Consider the following 20,531-nt stretch of genomic DNA (forward strand, 5'->3'; position numbering starts at 1 on the left):
TTTTTGATTATTTTTTTAATCCAGCAGCGATGAGCGCTGCATCATAATCGGGCTCTTCGCTTACTTCATCCACATATTGAACGTGGGTAAGCACGCCATCTTCATCCGTAACAAAAACGCTACGGGCCAATAAGCCGTTTTCTTTCATATAGGTGCCCGTTTTTTTCGCGAAATCACGATCTTTATAATCGCTTGTTGTCAAGAGCTGCTTATTATTTTCAGCTTGACACCATCTAGTCAAAGCGAAAGGCAGATCCATGCTGACGGAAATGACTTCCACTTCATCTTGTCCTTTGATCAAGTTCATGAATTTGGCAAGTTCCATCGAGCAGACAGCCGTATCGACGCTAGGCACGGCTAGAATGATCTTTTTGCCTCGCTTCTCCATTGGTTGAATATCGGTAAGATCGGTCGTTGTTACGGTAAAGTTTGGCATTTCTTCGCCTGCGCTCAAGCGAGTGCCTTCTAGAGTTACTGGATTTCCTAAAAATGTTGTCATGATCCTATCCTCCTGCCCTTTTACTATAAAGAAACGAGATCAAATTTCCTATTGTTACGCTCACGAGAATCGATGTAAGAAAACTATTTTTTTACAGTCAGCACACATGAAATTGAGCAAAGAGTCTTCTATGATAGTTGTAACTTGAAAAGACGTGTTCTTTTCAAGAATTGAATCCAAATGGATAGGAATCGAGGTAACAGAATATGGGTATCTACAAATTATCACCCGACGTTGAAAGCTTTGAATGGGGCGGAACGAAATTAAAGGAATATGGCAAAAAAGCCAAAAACGAAACCGATAAGATCGCTCAAACGTGGGAGCTTTGCGCAAATGGTGATCATCAATCGCTGCTGACAACTGGAAAAGATGCAGGGATCACGTTAGGTCAATACATCAAAGACACAGATGGAAAAGCAGCTGGCACCATCGCGAAAGAATTCGATTACTTTCCAATCACGATCAAAATGGTCGACAATCAAAATGTAAGCGCGATCCAAGTAAATCCCGATCCAGAAAAAGTAAACTTGATCTACGTCTTGAGCGCAAAAGAGGATGCGGTTTTCTATTGTGGATTGAACGAAAAGATCGAACGGGAGCAGATGGTGGAAAAGATCCAAAACGGAACGCTCCAAGATTTGATTCGTTCCTTTGCCGTCAAGGCAGGAGACGCGTTTTTGATTGAACCAGGCACTGTATTTGCGATCGGAGACGATATTCAGTATATCAGTATCCAACAAGATTCCCCATTGAAGGAATTTAGCTTCGAGCAAGTGCTCGACGCCATCACGATGGATGTAGCGGATGTAGAAAAAGAAGCGCAGCAAGAAGTGATCGAAGACGGAAACGCAAAAACAGTCATGCTCGCCAATTCCGATGTCTTCACCACATTCAAGACAGAATTGAACGGCACAGTTAAAATCGACCAAGATGAGGATTCATTCGGTTCGATCGTCATGATCGAAGGTGAGGCTGTCATCAACAGCGATGGAGGCGAAATTCCAGCAAGCAAAGGCGATACGTTCTTTATTGACGCTGGAACTAAAAACATCGAGATCCAAGGAAAAGGAACCTATTTATACACCTTCCTTTCTGAATTGGATGCGTAGTTTTTGAGCTTGTCAAACAAGCTCTTTTTTTTTAGCGTATACTAGGAATGAGAGAAAGGAAAGAACTTTAATGAAACAAAATCTGCACACTCACACCCTATATTGTGATGGAAAGGATTCCGTAGAAGAAATGGTCCTGGAAGCGATCAATCGAAACTTTGATGGATTAGGATTTTCGGGACATGGCAACAACATTCTTTTCGATCCATGTTCGATGGATGATGAAAGAGAAAGCAAATATCGTAACGATATATTTTCAGCTCAAGAAAAATATGGTGATCGAATCACTTTATATTTAGGTATTGAAGAAGACTCGATCGGAAAGCGCTTTTCGCATGACGAGTATGAATATATTATTGGCAGCGTTCATTTTTTAGAAAAAAATGGTGAAGTCGCGCCAATCGATTATTCAAGAGCTCGCTTCGAACAAATCTTACACGATTGGTATGCCGATGATATGCTCGCAATGGCTGCCGATTATTATGAAGCTGTAAAAGAAGTCGCTTCACGAGATGAGGTCGATGTGATCGGACACATTGATCTCATCAGCAAATACAATGAAAACAACGCCTATTTCGATTTTGAAGATCCAGCCTATCTTGAGCTTGCCAAAGACGCGATCGATACTGCTATCCTAAACGATAAGATCATCGAAATGAACACAGGAGCGATCGCAAGAGGCTATCGAACAAAGCCGTATCCTCATTTACAACTGCTCAAATATATTCAAGAGAAGGGCGGAAAAATTTGCATCAACACGGACTGTCACAATCGTTTTGACCTTGATCGCGGATATGAAGATTGTTTATCGTTAGCCAAAATGAGCGGCTTTCAAGAAATTTATGCTCTTTCTAACGATGGATTTTATCCTATAAAGATCGAAGATTGGAACGTATAAAATTCTTATTGACAATCCACAATAAAGTGCGTAATATAGTTCAGGTTTGTCAATCAAGGGGGAAATGAATCTATGAAACAATATGATATCGCAATCATAGGTGCCGGACCTGGAGGAATATTCGCCGCCTATGAACTCAATAAACTAGCTCCGGAACGTTCTGTTGTCGTTTTAGAAAAGGGAAGCGCTCTCGAACATAGAAAGTGCCCGATCGATGGAGTAAAGATCAAGTCTTGTATCAACTGTCCATCTTGCTCGATCATGAACGGATTTGGGGGAGCTGGCGCGTTTTCTGATGGAAAATACAATATCACCAATGAATTTGGCGGGGATCTGTATGAATATGTCGGAGCCAAAGAAGCTATTGAACTGATGGAATATGTCGATTCGATCAATATGGAAAATGGAGGGAGCGAAAGCCGGATGTTCGCCAATGAGCATCCTGAAATCGCAAAGCTCTGCTTGCAGAACGATCTTCATCTTCTCAAAGCCAAAGTCCGGCATTTAGGGACAGACATCAACTATATCGTGCTGGAAAACTTGTATCAAAACTTACACGAGCATGTCGACTTCCAATTTCATACGTATGTAGAATCGATCCAAAAAGAAGCGGAAGGCTTTCTTATCACAAGCTCGAAAGGGGAATACTTTGCGAAGCAAGTGATCATATCCACAGGACGGTCTGGATCGAAATGGATGGAAACGATCTGTAGATCGCTCTCGATTCCTACTGAATCTTCACGAATCGATATTGGCGTCCGCGTAGAGGTCCCATACGATGTTTTTTCCGATATGACGGATGCGTTGTATGAATCGAAAATCGTCTATCGGACCAAACGTTATCAAGATAAAGTACGGACATTCTGTATGAATCCGCATGGGGTTGTCGTCTCCGAAAATACCAATGGCATCATTACGGTCAATGGGCATAGCTACGAAGATCCTGCCCTCTATACAGAGAATACGAACTTTGCGCTTTTGGTCTCGAACCATTTTACCGAACCGTTTCATCAATCGAATCAATATGGAGAGTCGATCGCGCGTCTATCGAATATGTTGGGTGGTGGTGTCATCGTTCAACGTTTTGGAGATTTGATCCGCGGACAACGCTCCACTCCAGATCGGATCGCGAAAGGATTTATCACTCCAACTATGGAAGCGACGCCAGGCGATCTATCGCTCGTGATCCCAAAACGGCAATTGGACGATATCATTGAAATGATCGAGGCGCTCGATCGCGTATGTCCAGGAACCGCGAGCGACGATACGCTGTTGTATGGAGTGGAAGTCAAATTTTATAATATGAAAGTCGATGTGGATGAAAATCTAGAAACTATCGTGCCTGGCTTGTATGTGATCGGGGATTGTTCCGGCGTGACGCATTCTCTTTCGCACGCAAGCGCCTCGGGCGTGTATGCGGCAAGGAAAATCGTAGAATCGGATAAAAATTAGATCAAAAAGCATATTCAATAAAAAGAGTCCAAAAAGAGAAATATTGTTTCTCTTTGGACTCTTTTATTCTGGAAGGATATCTAGGATCGCTTTTCGTAAGGCAAAAGCGAGCTTTTGATGATTCTCTTCATCCATATGCAAACCGTCCGCTTCGCTTGCGAAAGCGATCGTAGAAGCATCGAAGAAATGAACTGGATATGGAGCGATCGCATTTTGGATCTCGCTGGAAAGTAGCTTGGATTGTTCGAATGAATACTCGTTGAATCCAGCTGCCACTCCGCCCAATACAGGAATCTGTTCTCCCAAAAGGATCGGGGCTACGATCATCAGCTGCGGCATAGAACTCGATTCCCATAAGGTAGGGTTCAGAAATTCACGCACAAAAGCGCGGAGGCCATTGGCGATTTGTACAGCAGGATAGTGATAGCATGTTTTTAGATCATTCGTTCCAAGCATAACGATCACAAGATCTAAAGGCGAATGGGTTTGAAGGGCCCGGATAAAATCAGGATAGCCGCATTTATGAGGCTGAAAGATATCGTAACCGATCGCTGTTCGGCTGTTGAGGCCTTCTTCAATGATTTCTGTCTGATCTAGATTTAGAAGCCGAGTCCAGCGTCTTGCTTGTCTATGTCCATCATACGGCGAAAATCCCCATGTATTAGAGTCTCCATAGCAGAGAATTCGTTTTTTTTGTATCATTGTTTTCCACTCCTATTCTACCATTTGCCCGGAACGGTCGATCACTTCGACCGTCTTCTCATGAAATTTGCGCTTTTCGTCTCGATTATAGCGCATGCAAGCCGCATAAAGAATATCGATCATGACAAGAAGCGGAAATTGAGGCGATATCAAATTGCCATGATTGAGATGAAGTAGGGAAGGAACCACAATGACTTCATCCACAAAATCGTTTAAATATTCATAACGGCTCGAAGTGATCATCATCGTTTTTGCTCCTCGTTCGTGAGAAACTCGAAGAGACTCTAAAAGCTCTTGCCGGCTTCCTGAAAGAGAGAGAACTATTACGAGATCGCTTTCCTTTCGAAAGACAGAAATCATACGGATCATATCAATATCGTCAAAGGCCTCAATATCAAGCCCGACCCGCATAAAGCGGTAAGCCATTTCTCGAGCTGCATAGCCCGAAGAACCTATTCCCATCACATAGACACGATTAGCTTGCGAGATCATCTTTGCGCAGGCTCCAATTTGTTCTTCTCGAATCAAACTATATGTTTTGGTAAGAAGATCTTGATAGGCGTTGAGCACTTGCAAGGAGGACTCAGTGACATTTTCATTCGGTTTGGAAGCAGCAAGGCTTTTTTCGTATTGATAAATGAATTCCCGATAGCCTTTAAAACCAATTTTTTTTGAAAAGCGCACTAGAGTGGCTTCGGATACGTTTAAAATAGCTGCAACATGTTTTAAAGAAAAATCATGGAGTTCGTTTTTTTCTAAAAAGTAATCGGCGACCTGTTTTTCGGTCGCAGTCAAGTCTTCATAGGTCGACTCGATCAGAGGAAGAGCCGATTTTTCAGTATATTCCATCATCATAGAACCTCCTGGCGTTCGCGCGGATCCAGATTCATGCGACTGTACACCATAAATCAACTTTCATTCAAGCTTGCTCAGGATGTTTTTGCAGAAAATGAACAAGAGCCCCTTTCATTCCGGCTGCATTTTGATGACTGGCAAAGCGAATCGTGGTCGAATTGGCAATCAAGGGGATCGAAGCTTGTTTGAAGCCTTCTTCGATCCAAGGACGAAGCTTTTCTTCTTGTGACATGATCCCTCCGCCAAGCACAACGATTTGAGGATTGAGAATATAACAAAGCATCGCGATTCCTTTCCCTAATCGCTTGCCTAGCCGTTCGATTTCTTCTTGACATATCGGATCGCCTTTCGCGGATTCTTTAAAGATCCTTCGACCATTCCATCGATCTAGCTGGTCTCCTTTTCGTTCTGCGACAAAACGACATAAAGCGCTTGTTGAAGCGAGATTTTGGAATGTTTCCTCTTCAAATGGAAGATAACCGACTTCGCAAGCTGAATACGAATTGCCATGAAGCAATCTTCCATTTTCAATGAAACAACCGCCAATGCCTGTTCCAATTGTTAAGATAAGCGCAAGACGAGCATTCTTGGCGCTGCCAGAAACGTATTCGCCAAGACCTGCGCAATTGACATCGTTTTCTGCTTCTACAGGCAATCCAAATGGGGCAAGCGTATCTTTAAAGCTTGTTCCTGCATAATTCGGGATCGCATCGGAAGCATGAATGATACAAGCGCGATTTGTATCTACGACTCCTGCCGAAGAGATGGCGATTCCTTGAATATCGGAAACTTCTTCTAGCAGCTCTTCGCATAAGCCATATATTCTTTTTGCTAGAGCAGGACCGCCTTCAATCGCATAGGTGGGTGTTTCACGAATGAGAACGATTTCTCCATTACTGTCAAGAACTCCATATTTAATGGCTGTACCTCCAATATCAATACAGATGAATCTGTTTCTTTTCATAGTATATCATCTTCCTTTCTGTGTTCGGGTTTCGTTGGGTTCAAAGAGAATGAAAATAGGCGCCTGAATGGAATTCAAACGCCTGAAAATTTAGCCGATGCGCACTTTGAAAATAGCTTTTCGAATTTGTTCTGGCTTTCCATCGACAGCTATCGCTGTACGGTGTGCATCTTGCGGATAGCAGACGAGGAAATCACCAGGCCTTAAAATAGCGTGCATTCGCGCCGGACCAAAGGCGGCCTGAAAATCCTCTTCTTTTTTATATTCGCCTACTTCAAGATCTTCTAGAAAGTTGAGATCGATCTGTTCTGTTCCTTCAATTGGGACATGAACATCAAGATAGTCTTTATGTGCTTCCCAAAAACGGTTTTCCGGACTTGTCGTTGGATAGCTTACGATGTTGACGAACAATCGATTGCCATCGATTACATGGCTACCATTTTCAAGAGCAGCCAAATCGTTGTTTTCAAGATAGTCGAGAACTTCTTGCACACTAGTCTCGAGCGTTCCGTAAGAATCGGGACGTGAAGTTTTTCCATGAATCATTGTGTTTTCCTCGTTTCATTAGACAGATCGCGCTCGGGATCTTTCTTTTTGTTCTTCGCTGATCAAACCTTTCTTGAAATCATGATAGACCGTAAATCGTGGAGCAGGATAAGCTTTGCCAGTTGTTTTGTTGTAGATCCAGCTTACAAGCAGTCCGACCGCTAAGCAGACGAGGATCGAAATCAAAGAATAAGACCAGATCGATACGTCTGTCATGACATACTTGACGATGATCATTACGATCGTTGAGGCTGCAAATCCGGCAAAGGCACCTGCCGCATTGGCGGAACGGAAGAAGACGCCAAGAATAAAGATCCCAACAAGAATACCAAGAACTAGCCCCATAAAGCCGTTGAACCATTCGTAAGCGGAAGTAACGCCTCCTCCAGCAAGCACGATCGCGACGACAATAGAGAAGATACCGACAAATAAAGATACATATTGTCCGATTTTGGTTTGTTTTTCAAAGCTAAGCTCCTTTTTCGATAAGCGGGATTGGATATCCAGCGCCCATGAAGAAGCTACGGAATTCAAACCTGTTGAAAGTGTAGATTGAGCGGCTGCATAAATGGCAGCAAGCAATAATCCGGTGATCCCAACGGGGAGTTCAAAGGCGATATAAGAAGCGAAAATCTGGTCTTGCGCGGCTGCTGGAGGTAGAGGATTTTGTTGATAGAAAACATATAATCCAGTTCCAATCAAGTAGAAAGCCGTAGCTAATCCAATCGAAAGGATACCATTTCCACGCATCATTTTGTTGAGCTTTTTCGTATCAGTCGTGGTTGTAAAGCGTTGTACGATATCTTGACTTGATACATAAGAACCAAGCGTATTAAGACCGGCTCCAAAAATCATCAAGAATACAGAATCACGAAGCAGATTGGCGTCGAAAATTGGTTGGTCTGGAGCAAGGAATTTATGCTCGGTCCAGAAGGAATTGAATACAGCGCCAATTCCGCCATCAATATTGCTCATGAGATAGATCAAGGCAAAGATAATGCCGACAATCAAGACAGATCCTTGAATGAAGTCTGTCCACAAGACGGATTTTAAACCGCCAGTATAGGAGTAGATGATTGCGATCACTCCCATGAGGATAATGAGTATATTTACATTGATGTTCATCAAAGAAGCGAGAACCATACAAGGTAAATACATAATGATCGACATCCGTCCGATTTGGTATACGATGAACATTAGCGCGCCTAAGATCCTTAGCGCTTTTGAGCCAAAGCGAAGCTCTAAATAGTGGTAGGCGGTATCGATGTCTAATTTTGCATACACAGGCAAGAAGAAACGGATCGCAAGGGGTATGGCAATCAACATGCCTAGCTGCGCAAACCACATGATCCAAGTACCAGCAAATGAATTACCGGCAAGCGAGAGAAATGAGATTGGGGAGAGCAGTGTCGCAAAAATCGAAACAGAAGTTACCCACCAAGGAATCGTTCCATCGCCTTTGAAATATTCTTTGCCTTTCATATCCTTTTTGGCAAAGAACAAACCCGCTATCAATACAGCGGCCAAATAAACAATCAGAATGATCAGATCAATAAATGTAAAACCCTGCATAGTTGTATGTTCTCCTTTTATAATTTTTTTGGTGTTAAATTCTCAGATTGGCTGATCTTAGAGATATTTTGCTTTCGCGTCGCGAATCATTTTTGCCGCTTCATGAACGATTTTTTCATCGTCTTCGTTGAGTGGAGCTAAAGGAGCTGCCACGCTGCCTAGATCAAGTCCTTCGTTTTCTTTTAAGATGGCTTTGATCACCGCATACATATTACCGTGGGCTGAACACATTTTATAAATGATATTGTTGACATCGTATTGAATGGCTTTCGCTAGATCCCAGTCACGGGCTTCAAGGGCTTCATTCATTTTTAGGAACAATTCAGGCATAACTCCGTATGTGCCGCCAATGCCGCCTTTGGCTCCCATAAGCCGCCCAGAAATGAATTGCTCATCTGGTCCATTGAATACGATGTAATCTTCTCCGCCATCATTGACAAACATTTGAATGTCCTGTACAGGCATTGAAGAGTTTTTTACGCCAATCACACGAGGATTCTTTCTCATTTCGGCATAGAGCGAAGGGGTCAAAGCCACACCAGCTAATTGTGGGATGTTGTAAATCACAAAATCTGTATTTGGGGCAGCATCTGAAATATCGTTCCAATATTTAGCGATGCTGTGGTCTGGCAGTTTGAAGTAGATCGGAGGAATGGATGCGATCGCATCAACACCTAAAGATTCGGCATGCTTAGCAAGCTCTTGGCTTTCTTGAGTGGAGTTGCAAGCCACATGGGCGATGACGGTTAAGGAACCATCGTTGGCGGCCATGACGTTTTCAAGTACGATTTTTCTTTGTTCAGGCGTCAAGTAGATACACTCTCCACTTGAACCGTTAACATAGACACCTTTGACTCCTTTGTTAATGAAATAACGAGTCAAATCTTGCACGGCTTTAGGACTGATTTCACCATTTTCATCAAAACAAGCATAAAACGCAGGAATAACACCTTGGTATTTACTTAAATCTCTCATACTATTTCTCCTTATTTTCTATTTTTAGCCGAAATGTTTTGTGATCAGCTGTGGTCGAATGATGATGTTTCCACCCGCGATAAAAGAGTGTTCTCGAGAAATGACTCGACAAATTTTTATGGGGTAGCCATATTGCCTTCAGCAATGCTAGGTACGTTTCATACAAAGCCTCTTTGATCGTAGAACAGTCAGTCATCGATCTGTTGTTAAAGGATCCGAATCCAAAATTCATAAGTCTCTTTGATGTGACTAGTGATTGAAAAATCAACTTCATTTCCGATGGCTTAGATGTCTTTGACTGAGTTGACATGGATTCCTTTGTTCTTCTCTACAGCGCCGCAAGAGTCTGGTAAGGAACGGATCGCTGACGGCTTTTTAGGACATCCATATCTTTTGTGCTCATCAATTCGCTCTTTTCTGATTACAGTTGTGAGTATACACGAAAAGAAATCGCTTTCAAAATAATTTATAAAAATAGAATGTACTTTCATAAATAGGAGAAATGTGGAGAATAAACGAAATGTAAACCCTTACAAATTGAAATTAATTTCTGATCAAATCGCTTTTATTGTAAGTAAATTTTTGCTATAGGAGGAAAAGAAAATAAAAAAAGAAATAGAGCTCTGCTATTTCTGGATAATTTCATAAAGGTCGTTTCGCCGCTGTTCCCATAAAGGCATTCGTTCTCGAATTGTATCGACATAGTTAGGATCTATAGAAACAGATGCGATTTCTTGTTCATTCTTCATTTCATATATACATCTTCCGAAGGGGTCGATGATCATAGAGTGTCCATACATGTTACAATTCTTCGCTCGATAATAAGGAGAAACGCCGACAACGAAGATCTCGTTTTCGATCGCACGAGCCTTTAAAAGCGCTTCCCAATGAAGGGGTCCTACTTGATCGTTGAAGGCGGCAGGCACAAAGAGGATCCGGATCCCTTTTTGAGCTAAGATCCGTGTCAGCTCTGGGAATCGTATATCATAACAAATCACGATCCCGCAACGGATCCCATTCAAATCAAAGGTACAAAACGAGTTTCCAAGTTCGAATACGTCGCTTTCTTTGTATTCCTTTTTCGCTCGTACATGTAAAAGATGCATTTTCGCATAGGCAGCGATTTCTTTTCCTTGTGGATCGAAGATGAAGCACATATTTTTATGCTTCGAAGCGATAGTTCCACCGACTACATAGACATGGTTCTTTTTCGCTAAACACGATAATCTATCATAAAGGTCTTGGGCATAGTTTTCGCTTTGAGCGATCATTCCATTCTCGAAATAGGTCGCGAACAATTCAGGCAACACGATCACATTCGTGTCATTGACTTCTATGTCTTGAAGATGTTGGATGTTTTTTCGAATCGAAGCTTGCGTGTGAAATTGGATCATCGTGATCTTCATAAGATCCCCCTTTCTTTTAAAAAATCATAAATGCCCCCTACCTTGACGCTAGGGACATGGTTGGAGATCTTGGCTAAGATCCGGGGATCGCCATCTTCCATGGCGCCTGCTAAAGAAGCGTGTTGGAGCATTTCTAGATCGTTGAGCGCGTCTCCAAAAGCCATATAGGCCCTCGGATCGAAACCAAAATGTCGCATTAAAAGACGAATACCATGATATTTGCTGAGTCCTTTTTTCATAATGTCGACCGACAACAAATTATAAAGGACTTGCACATTTGGAATGGACTCATAATCGCGACGTTTGGCTTGCGTGTCTTCGACACATAAAGAAATAATACAAAAAGCGTCTTCTTTTTTCGGTGCGCGGCATGGGATATTGACGCAAGAAACTTTATGGAGCAACTCAAGCGTGATTGGATCTTCTTGGGTGATCAAAGCACAATTGCCGGCCGCAAAGATACCGATGTTTTCTTTTGAAGCTAGCTTGAAGATCGCATCCGCGCTCTTTTTTGAAATCGGGTCTTCAAAAAGAGGATGAAGATCTTGATCATACACATATGAGCCATTCCCTGCGACGATTCCGTCCCAAGGAAAGAGGGAGAGGATCTTTAAATTTTCAAGAAGAGGAAGCGCGCGTCCTGTGCATAGGCAGACTTTGATGCCTTTTTGATGAAGCAGCTCAAGCATTCTTTGATGCTTATCAGGAATTTGATGGGCTTGATGATCATATAGGGTGCCGTCGATATCAAAGAAGGCGGCTTTGATCGAATTTTGTTCTTTCATGATTCAATCCTAGCAGAAATCAATGAAAGACTAAATAGGCAAGATAGAAAAGGAAAGGAATAAATGTATATGTGATTTTGTTGTTATGTATAGACAAATAAAACCTCTTAGGATTATAATGAGATTATAGAAAAGAGGGATGATGTAAATGTCGATCATTAAATTGGCCCCTGCGTTTAAAGATTATCTTTGGGGCGGAACGAAACTGAAGGAAAAATATGGTAAAGTCACGGATATGGATCCTCTAGCTGAAAGCTGGGAATTATCCGTCCACAAAGATGGACCTAGCACAGTTGTGAGTGGTGAAGATGCCGGCTTGACGTTTACGCAATATTTAGAGCGAAAAGGAAGAGAAATACTAGGAACGAATTGTGAACGCTTCGATCGATTCCCAATCTTGATCAAATTCATCGATGCCTTACAACCATTATCGATCCAAGTGCACCCAGATAATGAATACGCACTTCGTGTCGAAGGCGAATATGGAAAGACGGAAATGTGGTATATTTTGGATTGTGATCCAGGATCGACTTTGTATTTTGGTGTCAATCAGCCAATTTCTAAAGAAGAATTTAGAGAGCGTATCGAAAACAACACGCTTTTAGAAGTGTTGAAGGAAGTGCCGGTCCACAAAGGCGATGTATTCTTTATCAAAGCCGGCACGCTTCATGCGATCGGTGGCGGTATTCAAATTTGCGAGATCCAGCAAAATTCGAACACGACGTATCGCGTTTATGATTTTGGACGTGTTGGAAAAGATGGAAAGCCTAGAGAACTTCATATCGACAAGGCGATCGATGTATCGAACTTGAACCCGATCGATTCGGATTTCAAAGCATGTGGTCCGCGGTTCATCACAAAGGATGCGGAAACGCAAATGCTGGCAACTTGTGAAAACTTTACGACATTTGAAACAAGTTTGGATGGAACAATCGAGATCGATGTGAATGAAAAATCATTTGGTTCTATCATCGTTGTAGAAGGAAGCTGCACGATCGAAAATAATGGCACAGTGATCGAAGCGATGAAAGGGGATTCGATCTTTGCGGATGCAGGAAGCGGTCTTGTGAAGATCAGCGGTAAATGTCAATATATTTATACATGTGAAGTATAAAACCTATAAAAACTGTTGGCCTATCGGATATGGTTGACAGTTTTTTTTGTCGATTTTTTTAGAAAAGAAGATTATGATATGACTATATATCATATAAAGGAGAGGGTTATGAAACTACAAGCAGCATTAGATACGCTTACGCTAGAAAAATGTGAAGAATTGCTGGAAAAGGCAGGAAATTCCATTGATATTGCCGAAGTGGGAACGCCATTTATTTTAAAAGAAGGCATGGTTCCGGTACAGGCTTTAAAAAAGCGGTTTCCAGACATTCTTGTATTGGCGGATACGAAAATCATGGATGCTGGCGAATACGAGGCGGAAGGATGCTTTAAAAGAGGAGCCGACATCGTGACTGTATTAGGAGTCAGCTATGATGAAACGATCGAAGGTGTCGTAAAAGCCGCAAAAAAGTATGGAAAGCAAGTGATGGTGGATATGATTGGCGTAAAAGACTTAGCGAAACGAAGCGAAGAAGTCGATCAAATGGGAGTCGATTATATTTGTGTTCATACTGCTTTTGATATTCAAGAAACGGGTCAACAAGATCCTTTGGAAGATTTGAAGATCGTCAACCAAGTGATCAAGAACGCAAAAAGCGCCGTAGCTGGAGGAGTTAAGCTGCAAACTTTGGATGCGATCGTTCAAGAAGGCGCGGAAATCATCGTAGTGGGTGGAGCGATCTGCAATGCCGAAGATCCAAGCAATATGGCCAAAGCGATGAAAGAAAGAATGATCTAGAAGGAGTTTAAGATGGAATACCAAGAATATGCCAATGAAGTTTTACAGGAATTAAAAAAGACGCTGCTATCCGTTTCTGTGAACGATACGAGTGCTTTTGTCGATCTGTTACTTGGGGCCAAAGAGATCTTCTGCGCGGGAGCTGGCAGAAGCGGCTTTGAAATCAAAGGATTTGCGATGCGGTTGATGCACATGGGCTTGAATAGCTATGTAGTTGGAGAGACGTGCACGCCTAATATCGATGAAGGAGGTCTTTTAGTGATCTGCAGCGGATCAGGAGAGACAAAAAGCCTAGTCAATCATGCTCAAAAAGCAAAGTCTGTGGGAGCGAAGATCGCTTTGATCACGATCGATCCAAACAGCACGATCGCCAAACTTGCCGATGTGGTGATCGAGATCAGCGCGCCAAGTCCAAAAAGCGCCCATGAAGGAAGAATCCACAGCATCCAGCCAATGGGTTCGCTTTTTGAACAGACCGAAGGAATTTATATGGATATCGTGATTATGATGCTCATGGAAAGAAAAGGAATGAATTCCGATACAATGTTTGGAAGACATGCGAATATGGAATAAAAAAAGATCAAATGATCTTTTTTTATTGCACGTAGGCTTTTACGATCTCTCCAATATACATCGTATGGAAATCTTTGTCTGGATAATTTTCTTGAATGATCTTTTTATCGATAAATCCTTCTTCCACAATAGGGGCGGCATATAGCTTTTTGCATACTAAGATCAAAGAAGCTTCTTCAAAAACGACACCTTCCTTTTCGAAGAGAGGATGAAGAGATGTATGAGCGATTTTATCTTCCTCTTTTCCAGAATGCGAGCCTAAGTACGCGAGATCTTTTTTGTATTGATTGGAAAAAGAACAAAGTGTAAAGTACTCGTTGGTATCCATAAAATGTTTGGTATAGCGTTGGGGACGCACATATACGATTGCTGTCGGCATTCCGCCTTGGTTCCCCCAAATCGCGCCAAGATGTCCCCAGCTGATCGTCATCGTATTCCATCCCTTTTCTTTGGTGCCAGCACTAAGAAGCAGCCAGTCGTTCGCGAATAAAGTCGAGGGAGAAAGCGAGATTTGTTTTGGATCAATTTCGTGCATGATATCCTCCTAAATATTGTTATTTTGATTATAGAAATTGTTTGTTTTTTTTGCAACGGCCCTTATATAAAATAGAATTGTTTGTGAACCAAATCACTTTTTTGAAAACGTTTTCTTTGGCCGTTATAATAATTCCATCTATCAATAAGACAGATATAAGGAGTTAAAATAATTATGTTGCATATACAAGATGAATCCAATCGCTGCCTTCAGTGCAAAATTCCGCGTTGCAAATCGGGGTGTCCTATTTCTACGCCGATCCCGCAAGCGATCGCACTCTTCAAATCAGGGAAGTTGCAGGAAGCTGCTCAAATGCTCTTCGACAACAATCCGCTTTCTTTGATCTGTTCGATCGTATGCGATCATGCAAAACAATGTGAAGGGCATTGCGTGCTCGGGATTCGCTCAAATCCTGTAGAGTGGGGAAGCATTGAACATTTCATTTCAGACACTTATTTAGAGCGTGTCGTTTTAAAAACGAAAGAGCCGACAGGCAAGCAAGTTGCGATCATTGGTTCAGGACCAGCTGGCATGGGAGCGGCTTTCGAACTAAGAAAACTCGGCCATGAAGTGACGATTTATGAAGCTCAAAGTCAAATTGGCGGGATGCTTCGATATGGAATTCCTGAATTCCGGCTTCCTAAAAGCATTTTGGATCGATATGAAAAGAAAATGAAAGACGCTGGGATCCATCTTCGACTGCACACTGCGATCGGAAGCTCGATCTCGATTTCGGATCTAAAGCGAGATGGGTTTGATGCGGTCTTGATCGCGAGTGGTTTATGGCGCGCCTCTAAACTCAATGTTCCTGGCGAAGCTTTGCCGAATGTTTGCTATGGGATCCATTATTTATCGAGTCCTGAATCGTTTGAGATCAAAAATCGTTTGGCGATCATCGGTACGGGAAACACAGCGATCGATGTAGCAAGAACAGCTCTTCATCGAGGCGTGGGGTATGTGACATTGTATGCAAGACGGGAACAATCCAACGCGGATCCAAAAGAAATCGAGCTCGCGAAACTCGAGGGGGCTGAATTCAAAACGCAAATGCAGATCTCTAGGATCACGAAAGAAGGACCGATGTTTAAGCGGGTGCAGTTAGATGAGAATGGTCAGATCGCTTCGATCTATGAAGAAGAAGTGTTCGAGCCAGCCGATTTTACGATCATCGCTGCTAGCCAAGGACCTAAATCGAAGCTGATCAATACGACACCAGGTCTAAAAGGAACAGAAAAAGGACTTCTTCAAGTGGATGAGGAAGGCGCGACTTCTGTGGATGGTATTTTTGGCGCTGGAGATGTCGTATATGGAGGAAGGACGGTCGTAGAGGCTGTCGCGAACGCGAAAAAAGTCGTTCTGGCGATCGACGCGTATCTAGAAAAAAAAGAATCTTTTTAAAATGCGGTCACGGTTTTTGACCGCATTTTACTTTCCGGAAATACAGATATATAATGAAAATATGAATCAAAACATCCAAAAATACTATATCGATATTATTGTTTATTTAGAGCGGCATCGAATTCCTCGCCCATTGTATGTCTTTTGGGATGGAGAGAGGTATAAAGTGGATCGGATCATTTCAGTCAAAAAGACATTTTCAAAAGCGGGAGGGTGCGGTCTTCGTTATGATTGCTTGATCAATGGGCATAGACGCGCATTATTTTTAGAACGAGAAGGAAAGTGGTTTATCGAAAGCGATATTCCGGATTATAATCGAGTGTATGAAGACTATGCAGAATGAATTGTTAGAATGGTATGCCAAAAATCATCGCGATCTCGCATTTCGAAAGGATCAAGACGCCTATAAGATCTGGATCTCTGAGATCATGGCTCAACAGACGAGGATCGAAGCGATGCTGCCTTACTTTGAGCGTTTTTTGATTTTGTTTCCAAATCTGACCGCTTTGGCCAATGCGGATGATGAAGCGCTCCATAAAGCGTGGCAAGGGCTAGGCTATTATAGTCGATGCCGAAACTTGAAAAAATGCGCGATCGAGTGTATGAAACGTTTTCATGGCGAACTTCCAAAAACGAAAGCGGAATTAAAGACATTGCCAGGGATCGGCGAATATACCGCGGGAGCGATCGCATCGATCGCTTATAAGGAAAAAGTTAGCGCGATAGATGGGAATGTGATCCGTGTCTTTTCGAGGTTATACGATATTCAAGAGGATGTGACTTCGATCAAAACCCGACGTAAGATCGAGTCGCTTGTTGACAGATCGCTAGTGCAGCCAATCGATCAATACAATCAAGCGATCATGGAACTTGGCGCTTTGATTTGTATCCCGAAAGTCCCAAAATGCTCAGCTTGTCCTATTCGAGAGTTTTGTCAAGCATCGGATCCCGCTTCTTTGCCGATCAAACCGGAAAAAAAGAAGCGAAAAAAGGAAAAGAAGGTTTTGTATGTTTGGGTGCATGATGGAAGAGTTCATCTCAATAAGAGAAAGGCGACAGGTCTATTGGCCAATATGTATGAGTTTGATGAAAAGCTTCCCGCTCATTATGAAAGCGTCGTTTCGTTAGGAGAATATACGCATATTTTTTCGCATGTAGAATGGGAAATGCAGGCGAATCTTGTTTATACAAACAAAGAGGATAGCGGGTTTTACGCGATGGATGAAATCGAGAACGAGATTGCGCTTCCTTCGGCATTCAAACCTTTTTATGAGCGTCTAAAGGAGGTCATCTTTGATGAAGAAAAGAATTAATGTGCTCGGATCGATGACGACCGATGTGATCTTGTATGTAGAAGCGTTACCCGCTCGAGAGAGCGATCAAAATTTGAGAAAACAAGAAATCAAGATTGGTGGCTGCGCGTTTCATGTCGCAAACTCGCTTGGTTCAGGGCTTTTGTATGTTCCATGTGGACAAGGGATCTATGCGGATTTTGTGCGGAAGCATTTGGATTTGGTCAAGAGTTCTTATCGTATCAAAGACGTCGCGGAAGAAAATGGTGTTTGTTATTGTATCGTGGAAAGAGATGGCGAACGCTCTTTTTTAGCCTATCATGGCGCGGAATATAAGTATACATCGGATATGCTGGCGGAAATGCCTACATGTGATGTGCTTTATTTTGATGGGATCACGATGGAGGAAGCGCAAAACGAATGTATTGTCACTTATTTGCAAGAACATCCTGAAATCACGCCTTTTTTTGCTTGTTCCTCGCGCGTTGAATATGTGGCTTGTCTAGAAAAGATCTTGGCTTTATCTCCTATTTTGCATATGAATTTAAATGAGTTCTATTTGCTTGGAAATCGGATACAGCTTTTTGATGTGATGGATGATTTTGAGGAGTCGCTCTCTCAATTGTATGCTTTAACTAATAATTTGATCATCATAACGGCAGGTAAAGAGGGCGCTTATGGATATGATGGTGTCTTGCATTTCATGCCGGCCAAGAAAGCTGAAGTATATAATACAATCGGAGCAGGAGATACCCATGCGGGAATGTGTTTGTATGGTTTGCAGAATGATTTTTCGATCGAGCAAATGCTGAAGGCTGCTAATGAAAAAGCGGCGCGAAAAGTTAGTGGACTTCTTGATTAGGAAAGAGAGTTATTGTATTATTGTATTAGGTCAATGATACAGTGAAAGGAAACAAAACATGGAATTTAGAAATGATCGTCCAATTTATCTCCAGCTGGTACAAGTCATAGAACGATCGATCTTGACTGGACAATATATTTCAGGTCAAAAGCTTCCTTCTGTACGCGAATTTGCCTCGATCTACCAAGTCAATCCAAATACGATTCAAAAAGCTTTACAAGAACTTCAAAAAAAAGGATTGATCTATACAGAGAGGACGAATGGGAAATTCGTGAGCAAAGACGTATCTTTGATCGATGCGGTTCGAAATGAATACGCGCAAAAGATCGTGGATACTTGTTTGCAGGATCTTCAAGAGATTGGTCTAAGCAAACAAGAAGCACTTTCTTATTTGAAATGAGGGAAAAATATGGAAATACTTGTTCAAGTGGATCATTTGTCAAAATCGTATGGAAACAAAGTCGCTTTGAAGGATGTGTGCTTGACGATCCCAACTGGAAAGATCATTGGACTGCTAGGAAAAAATGGGAGCGGTAAGTCGACATTGATCAAACTGATCAATGGTCTTTTGAGAAAAGACGCAGGAACAATCAAAGTCAGCGGTTATGAGCCAGGAGTAGAAACGAAGCGTTTGATCTCTTATTTACCGGAAAGAACGTATTTAGATCGTTCCCAATCTGTGCAGCAAATCTTAACCTTTTTTCAAGATTTTTACCCGGATTTTAATTTAGAAAAAGCGAAGCGGCTCATTCAGGATTTAGGTCTTGATCTCCATATGAAGATCTCTTCTATGTCGAAGGGAATGCAGGAAAAGCTTCAGTTGATCTTAGTGATGTCCCGTAATGCGAAATTATATATTTTAGATGAGCCATTAGGAGGGGTCGATCCATCGACTCGGGATTATATTCTCGATACGATTTTGACGAATTTTTCAGAAGATGCTTCGATCTTGATCTCTACGCATTTGATCTTTGATGTGGAACGGATCCTTGATGATGTTATTTTTGTTGATCAAGGAGTGATCCGAGGTTATGAGGAGGCGGATCGTTTGAGAACAGAGCAAGGTTGTTCGATCGACACGTATTTCCGGAGGACTTTCTAATGTTGGCGAAATTATTGAAATATGACGTTAAACGAAACGTTAAAGTGTTGGGCCTTTATATTTTATTGACGGTTGCTGTTGCTGTTTTGATGCGAATCGTTTCTATGCAGGATGGCAGCTTCTTTTCGGTCATCCAGTCTGTGTTGATGATAGTATTGAGCGTTTTATTGTTCGGCTTAGTCTTGATCCCGATCTTATTGGCATGGGCATATTTAATTCGTTATATGTTTCAGGACGAAGGATATTTGACGAATACGCTACCAGTCAAGACGTCGACGATCTTTACTTCAACGTGGCTGACAGGGATGCTTTCGCTCTTTGTATCGCTTTGTGTTTTGGCTTTTTGTCTATGGATTGGACTTTATCATGGTTCGCTGCAAGCGTTGATCGATACGTTTTTGAATGAATTAGGGGTCGCATTTGATTTTGAAAGTCCAATCTTATTTTTGATCCTTACTTTTTTCGTTTTTTATTTAGAAATGGCATTCGTTATGAACGCAGGCTATACAGGAATCGTGATCGGGTATTCCTCTGAAAAGAATTCATTTTTAAAAAGTATTTTGATCGGGATTGGAATTTACTTTTTATGGAACCTTATTTTAACGGGGATCTTGCTTGTCTATGGTTTGATCGATCCGCAAGTATATTCAATGATGTTCGATGATCGTTTAAATGATTTAGAATCGATCAAAATGCAAATCACATTTGTTAAAAATGTGTTCGTTCTTGGCATCGGGGCTTACCTTATTATCAATCTTTTTCAATTCTGGATGGATCAAAAGGTGTTAAAGCGAGGCGTCGAATTGAAATGATAAAGAGGTGCGGAAGCATGCAGAGACTCATCTTATCGAGTTTAGTGGATATTTTTGCGCGGAAAAATCTTAGGATTTTTGAGGCTATTTTTTAAATAGCCTTTTTTTTTGAAATTCAATGCGGATGGTTGTTGGATCTTCTTATTATATATCCTTATAAACTAACTTAAATTTTTAATTAGGAGTAAATTATGGTGTTGAAAAAACCCATTAAACCTGACTTTAAGAGATGATTTTCAAAAATGGTGCTAAGGAAGCGGTGTAAACCGATATCCCAGCACCTTTTTTATTTGCCCCTTCGTTAAAAAATAATTATTGAGAGGCAGCGAATAATATTTGCAC

General features: G+C 41.8%; 23 protein-coding genes. 13 read left to right on the forward strand and 10 right to left on the reverse strand.

Translation table 11 applies throughout. The features are described from left to right. Window positions 1-7: 7 nt before the first annotated feature. The gene (gene tpx, locus BO225_RS10955; RefSeq protein ID WP_076342256.1) at window positions 8-499 is read right to left on the reverse strand and encodes a thiol peroxidase; all 492 of its coding nucleotides are present in this window, start codon (window positions 497-499) and stop codon (window positions 8-10) included. 206 nt (window positions 500-705) lie between these two features. Here tpx and BO225_RS10960 point away from each other — a divergent pair, with 206 nt between their 5' ends. From BO225_RS10960 to BO225_RS10970, 3 genes are all read left to right on the forward strand, one after another. Next, on the forward strand, window positions 706-1,608 hold the full coding sequence (locus BO225_RS10960; RefSeq protein ID WP_076342257.1) for a class I mannose-6-phosphate isomerase: 903 nt from the start codon (window positions 706-708) through the stop codon (window positions 1,606-1,608). A 70-nt stretch (window positions 1,609-1,678) separates the two neighbouring features. Further along, window positions 1,679-2,506: a histidinol-phosphatase HisJ family protein gene (locus tag BO225_RS10965; protein ID WP_076342258.1), complete on the forward strand. Its 828-nt coding sequence runs from the start codon at window positions 1,679-1,681 to the stop codon at window positions 2,504-2,506. Window positions 2,507-2,578: 72 nt separating this feature from the next. Continuing rightward, on the forward strand, window positions 2,579-3,958 hold the full coding sequence (locus BO225_RS10970) for an NAD(P)/FAD-dependent oxidoreductase (protein WP_076342259.1): 1,380 nt from the start codon (window positions 2,579-2,581) through the stop codon (window positions 3,956-3,958). A gap of 63 nt (window positions 3,959-4,021) precedes the next feature. Here BO225_RS10970 and BO225_RS10975 read toward each other — a convergent pair whose 3' ends face one another. The 8 genes from BO225_RS10975 to BO225_RS11015 all read right to left on the reverse strand — a co-directional run bounded on the left by BO225_RS10975 (window position 4,022) and on the right by BO225_RS11015 (window position 11,763). Further along, a complete protein-coding gene (locus BO225_RS10975; protein ID WP_076342260.1) occupies window positions 4,022-4,660 on the reverse strand; it encodes a GDSL-type esterase/lipase family protein in 639 nt (212 codons plus the stop codon). Between the two features lie 12 nt (window positions 4,661-4,672). Further along, window positions 4,673-5,515 carry a MurR/RpiR family transcriptional regulator gene (locus BO225_RS10980; protein ID WP_083632197.1) on the reverse strand — a complete coding sequence of 281 codons (843 nt, stop codon included), beginning with the start codon at window positions 5,513-5,515 and terminating at the stop codon, window positions 4,673-4,675. Between the two features lie 64 nt (window positions 5,516-5,579). Further along, window positions 5,580-6,479, reverse strand: coding sequence for an ROK family protein (locus BO225_RS10985; protein WP_076342261.1), 900 nt, complete (start codon window positions 6,477-6,479; stop codon window positions 5,580-5,582). 90 nt (window positions 6,480-6,569) lie between these two features. Further along, on the reverse strand, window positions 6,570-7,025 hold the full coding sequence (locus BO225_RS10990) for a NanQ anomerase/TabA/YiaL family protein (protein WP_076342262.1): 456 nt from the start codon (window positions 7,023-7,025) through the stop codon (window positions 6,570-6,572). A gap of 18 nt (window positions 7,026-7,043) precedes the next feature. Next, window positions 7,044-8,597: a sodium:solute symporter family protein gene (locus BO225_RS10995; RefSeq protein WP_076342263.1), complete on the reverse strand. Its 1,554-nt coding sequence runs from the start codon at window positions 8,595-8,597 to the stop codon at window positions 7,044-7,046. Window positions 8,598-8,654: 57 nt separating this feature from the next. Beyond that, a complete protein-coding gene (locus BO225_RS11000; RefSeq protein WP_076342264.1) occupies window positions 8,655-9,572 on the reverse strand; it encodes a dihydrodipicolinate synthase family protein in 918 nt (305 codons plus the stop codon). Between the two features lie 626 nt (window positions 9,573-10,198). Further along, window positions 10,199-10,978 (reverse strand): nitrilase-related carbon-nitrogen hydrolase, encoded by a 780-nt coding sequence (locus BO225_RS11010; protein ID WP_076342266.1) that lies wholly within the window; start codon window positions 10,976-10,978, stop codon window positions 10,199-10,201. After that, window positions 10,975-11,763, reverse strand: a complete 789-nt coding sequence (locus BO225_RS11015; protein ID WP_076342267.1) for a Cof-type HAD-IIB family hydrolase — start codon at window positions 11,761-11,763, stop codon at window positions 10,975-10,977. Before BO225_RS11015 ends, BO225_RS11010 begins: the two co-directional genes overlap by 4 nt. A 148-nt stretch (window positions 11,764-11,911) precedes the next feature. On the opposite strand from BO225_RS11015, the gene BO225_RS11020 reads away from it, so the two are divergent. The 3 genes from BO225_RS11020 to hxlB all read left to right on the forward strand — a co-directional run bounded on the left by BO225_RS11020 (window position 11,912) and on the right by hxlB (window position 14,188). Continuing rightward, window positions 11,912-12,877 (forward strand): type I phosphomannose isomerase catalytic subunit, encoded by a 966-nt coding sequence (locus BO225_RS11020; protein WP_076342268.1) that lies wholly within the window; start codon window positions 11,912-11,914, stop codon window positions 12,875-12,877. Between the two features lie 108 nt (window positions 12,878-12,985). Next, complete coding sequence (hxlA, locus tag BO225_RS11025) at window positions 12,986-13,615, forward strand: 3-hexulose-6-phosphate synthase (RefSeq protein ID WP_076342269.1); 630 nt, start codon at window positions 12,986-12,988, stop codon at window positions 13,613-13,615. A 12-nt stretch (window positions 13,616-13,627) separates the two neighbouring features. Then, complete coding sequence (gene hxlB, locus BO225_RS11030) at window positions 13,628-14,188, forward strand: 6-phospho-3-hexuloisomerase (RefSeq protein ID WP_076342270.1); 561 nt, start codon at window positions 13,628-13,630, stop codon at window positions 14,186-14,188. Between the two features lie 22 nt (window positions 14,189-14,210). Here the strand turns inward: hxlB and BO225_RS11035 are convergent, their stop codons facing one another. Beyond that, complete coding sequence (locus tag BO225_RS11035) at window positions 14,211-14,723, reverse strand: flavin reductase (RefSeq protein ID WP_076342271.1); 513 nt, start codon at window positions 14,721-14,723, stop codon at window positions 14,211-14,213. A gap of 174 nt (window positions 14,724-14,897) precedes the next feature. On the opposite strand from BO225_RS11035, the gene BO225_RS11040 reads away from it, so the two are divergent. The 7 genes from BO225_RS11040 (at window position 14,898) to BO225_RS11070 (ending at window position 20,189) form a co-directional block, all read left to right on the forward strand. Next, window positions 14,898-16,121, forward strand: a complete 1,224-nt coding sequence (locus tag BO225_RS11040; protein WP_198936138.1) for an NAD(P)-dependent oxidoreductase — start codon at window positions 14,898-14,900, stop codon at window positions 16,119-16,121. A 61-nt stretch (window positions 16,122-16,182) separates the two neighbouring features. Further along, window positions 16,183-16,464: a hypothetical protein gene (locus BO225_RS11045; RefSeq protein WP_076342273.1), complete on the forward strand. Its 282-nt coding sequence runs from the start codon at window positions 16,183-16,185 to the stop codon at window positions 16,462-16,464. Continuing rightward, window positions 16,454-17,434 (forward strand): A/G-specific adenine glycosylase, encoded by a 981-nt coding sequence (mutY, locus tag BO225_RS11050; RefSeq protein WP_158023840.1) that lies wholly within the window; start codon window positions 16,454-16,456, stop codon window positions 17,432-17,434. Before BO225_RS11045 ends, mutY begins: the two co-directional genes overlap by 11 nt. Next, a complete protein-coding gene (locus BO225_RS11055) occupies window positions 17,418-18,275 on the forward strand; it encodes a PfkB family carbohydrate kinase (RefSeq protein WP_076342275.1) in 858 nt (285 codons plus the stop codon). The genes mutY and BO225_RS11055 overlap by 17 nt, the downstream gene beginning before the upstream one ends. A 58-nt stretch (window positions 18,276-18,333) precedes the next feature. Continuing rightward, window positions 18,334-18,675, forward strand: coding sequence for a GntR family transcriptional regulator (locus BO225_RS11060; protein ID WP_076342276.1), 342 nt, complete (start codon window positions 18,334-18,336; stop codon window positions 18,673-18,675). A gap of 9 nt (window positions 18,676-18,684) precedes the next feature. Beyond that, entirely contained in the window at window positions 18,685-19,377 is a 693-nt protein-coding gene (locus BO225_RS11065) for an ABC transporter ATP-binding protein (protein ID WP_076342277.1), read from the forward strand. Further along, a complete protein-coding gene (locus tag BO225_RS11070; RefSeq protein WP_076342278.1) occupies window positions 19,377-20,189 on the forward strand; it encodes a hypothetical protein in 813 nt (270 codons plus the stop codon). Before BO225_RS11065 ends, BO225_RS11070 begins: the two co-directional genes overlap by 1 nt. Window positions 20,190-20,531: the final 342 nt, after the last annotated feature.

Origin of the sequence: Dubosiella newyorkensis (assembly GCF_001945605.1) — a bacterium.
Lineage (GTDB): Bacteria > Bacillota_I > Bacilli_A > Erysipelotrichales > Erysipelotrichaceae > Dubosiella > Dubosiella newyorkensis.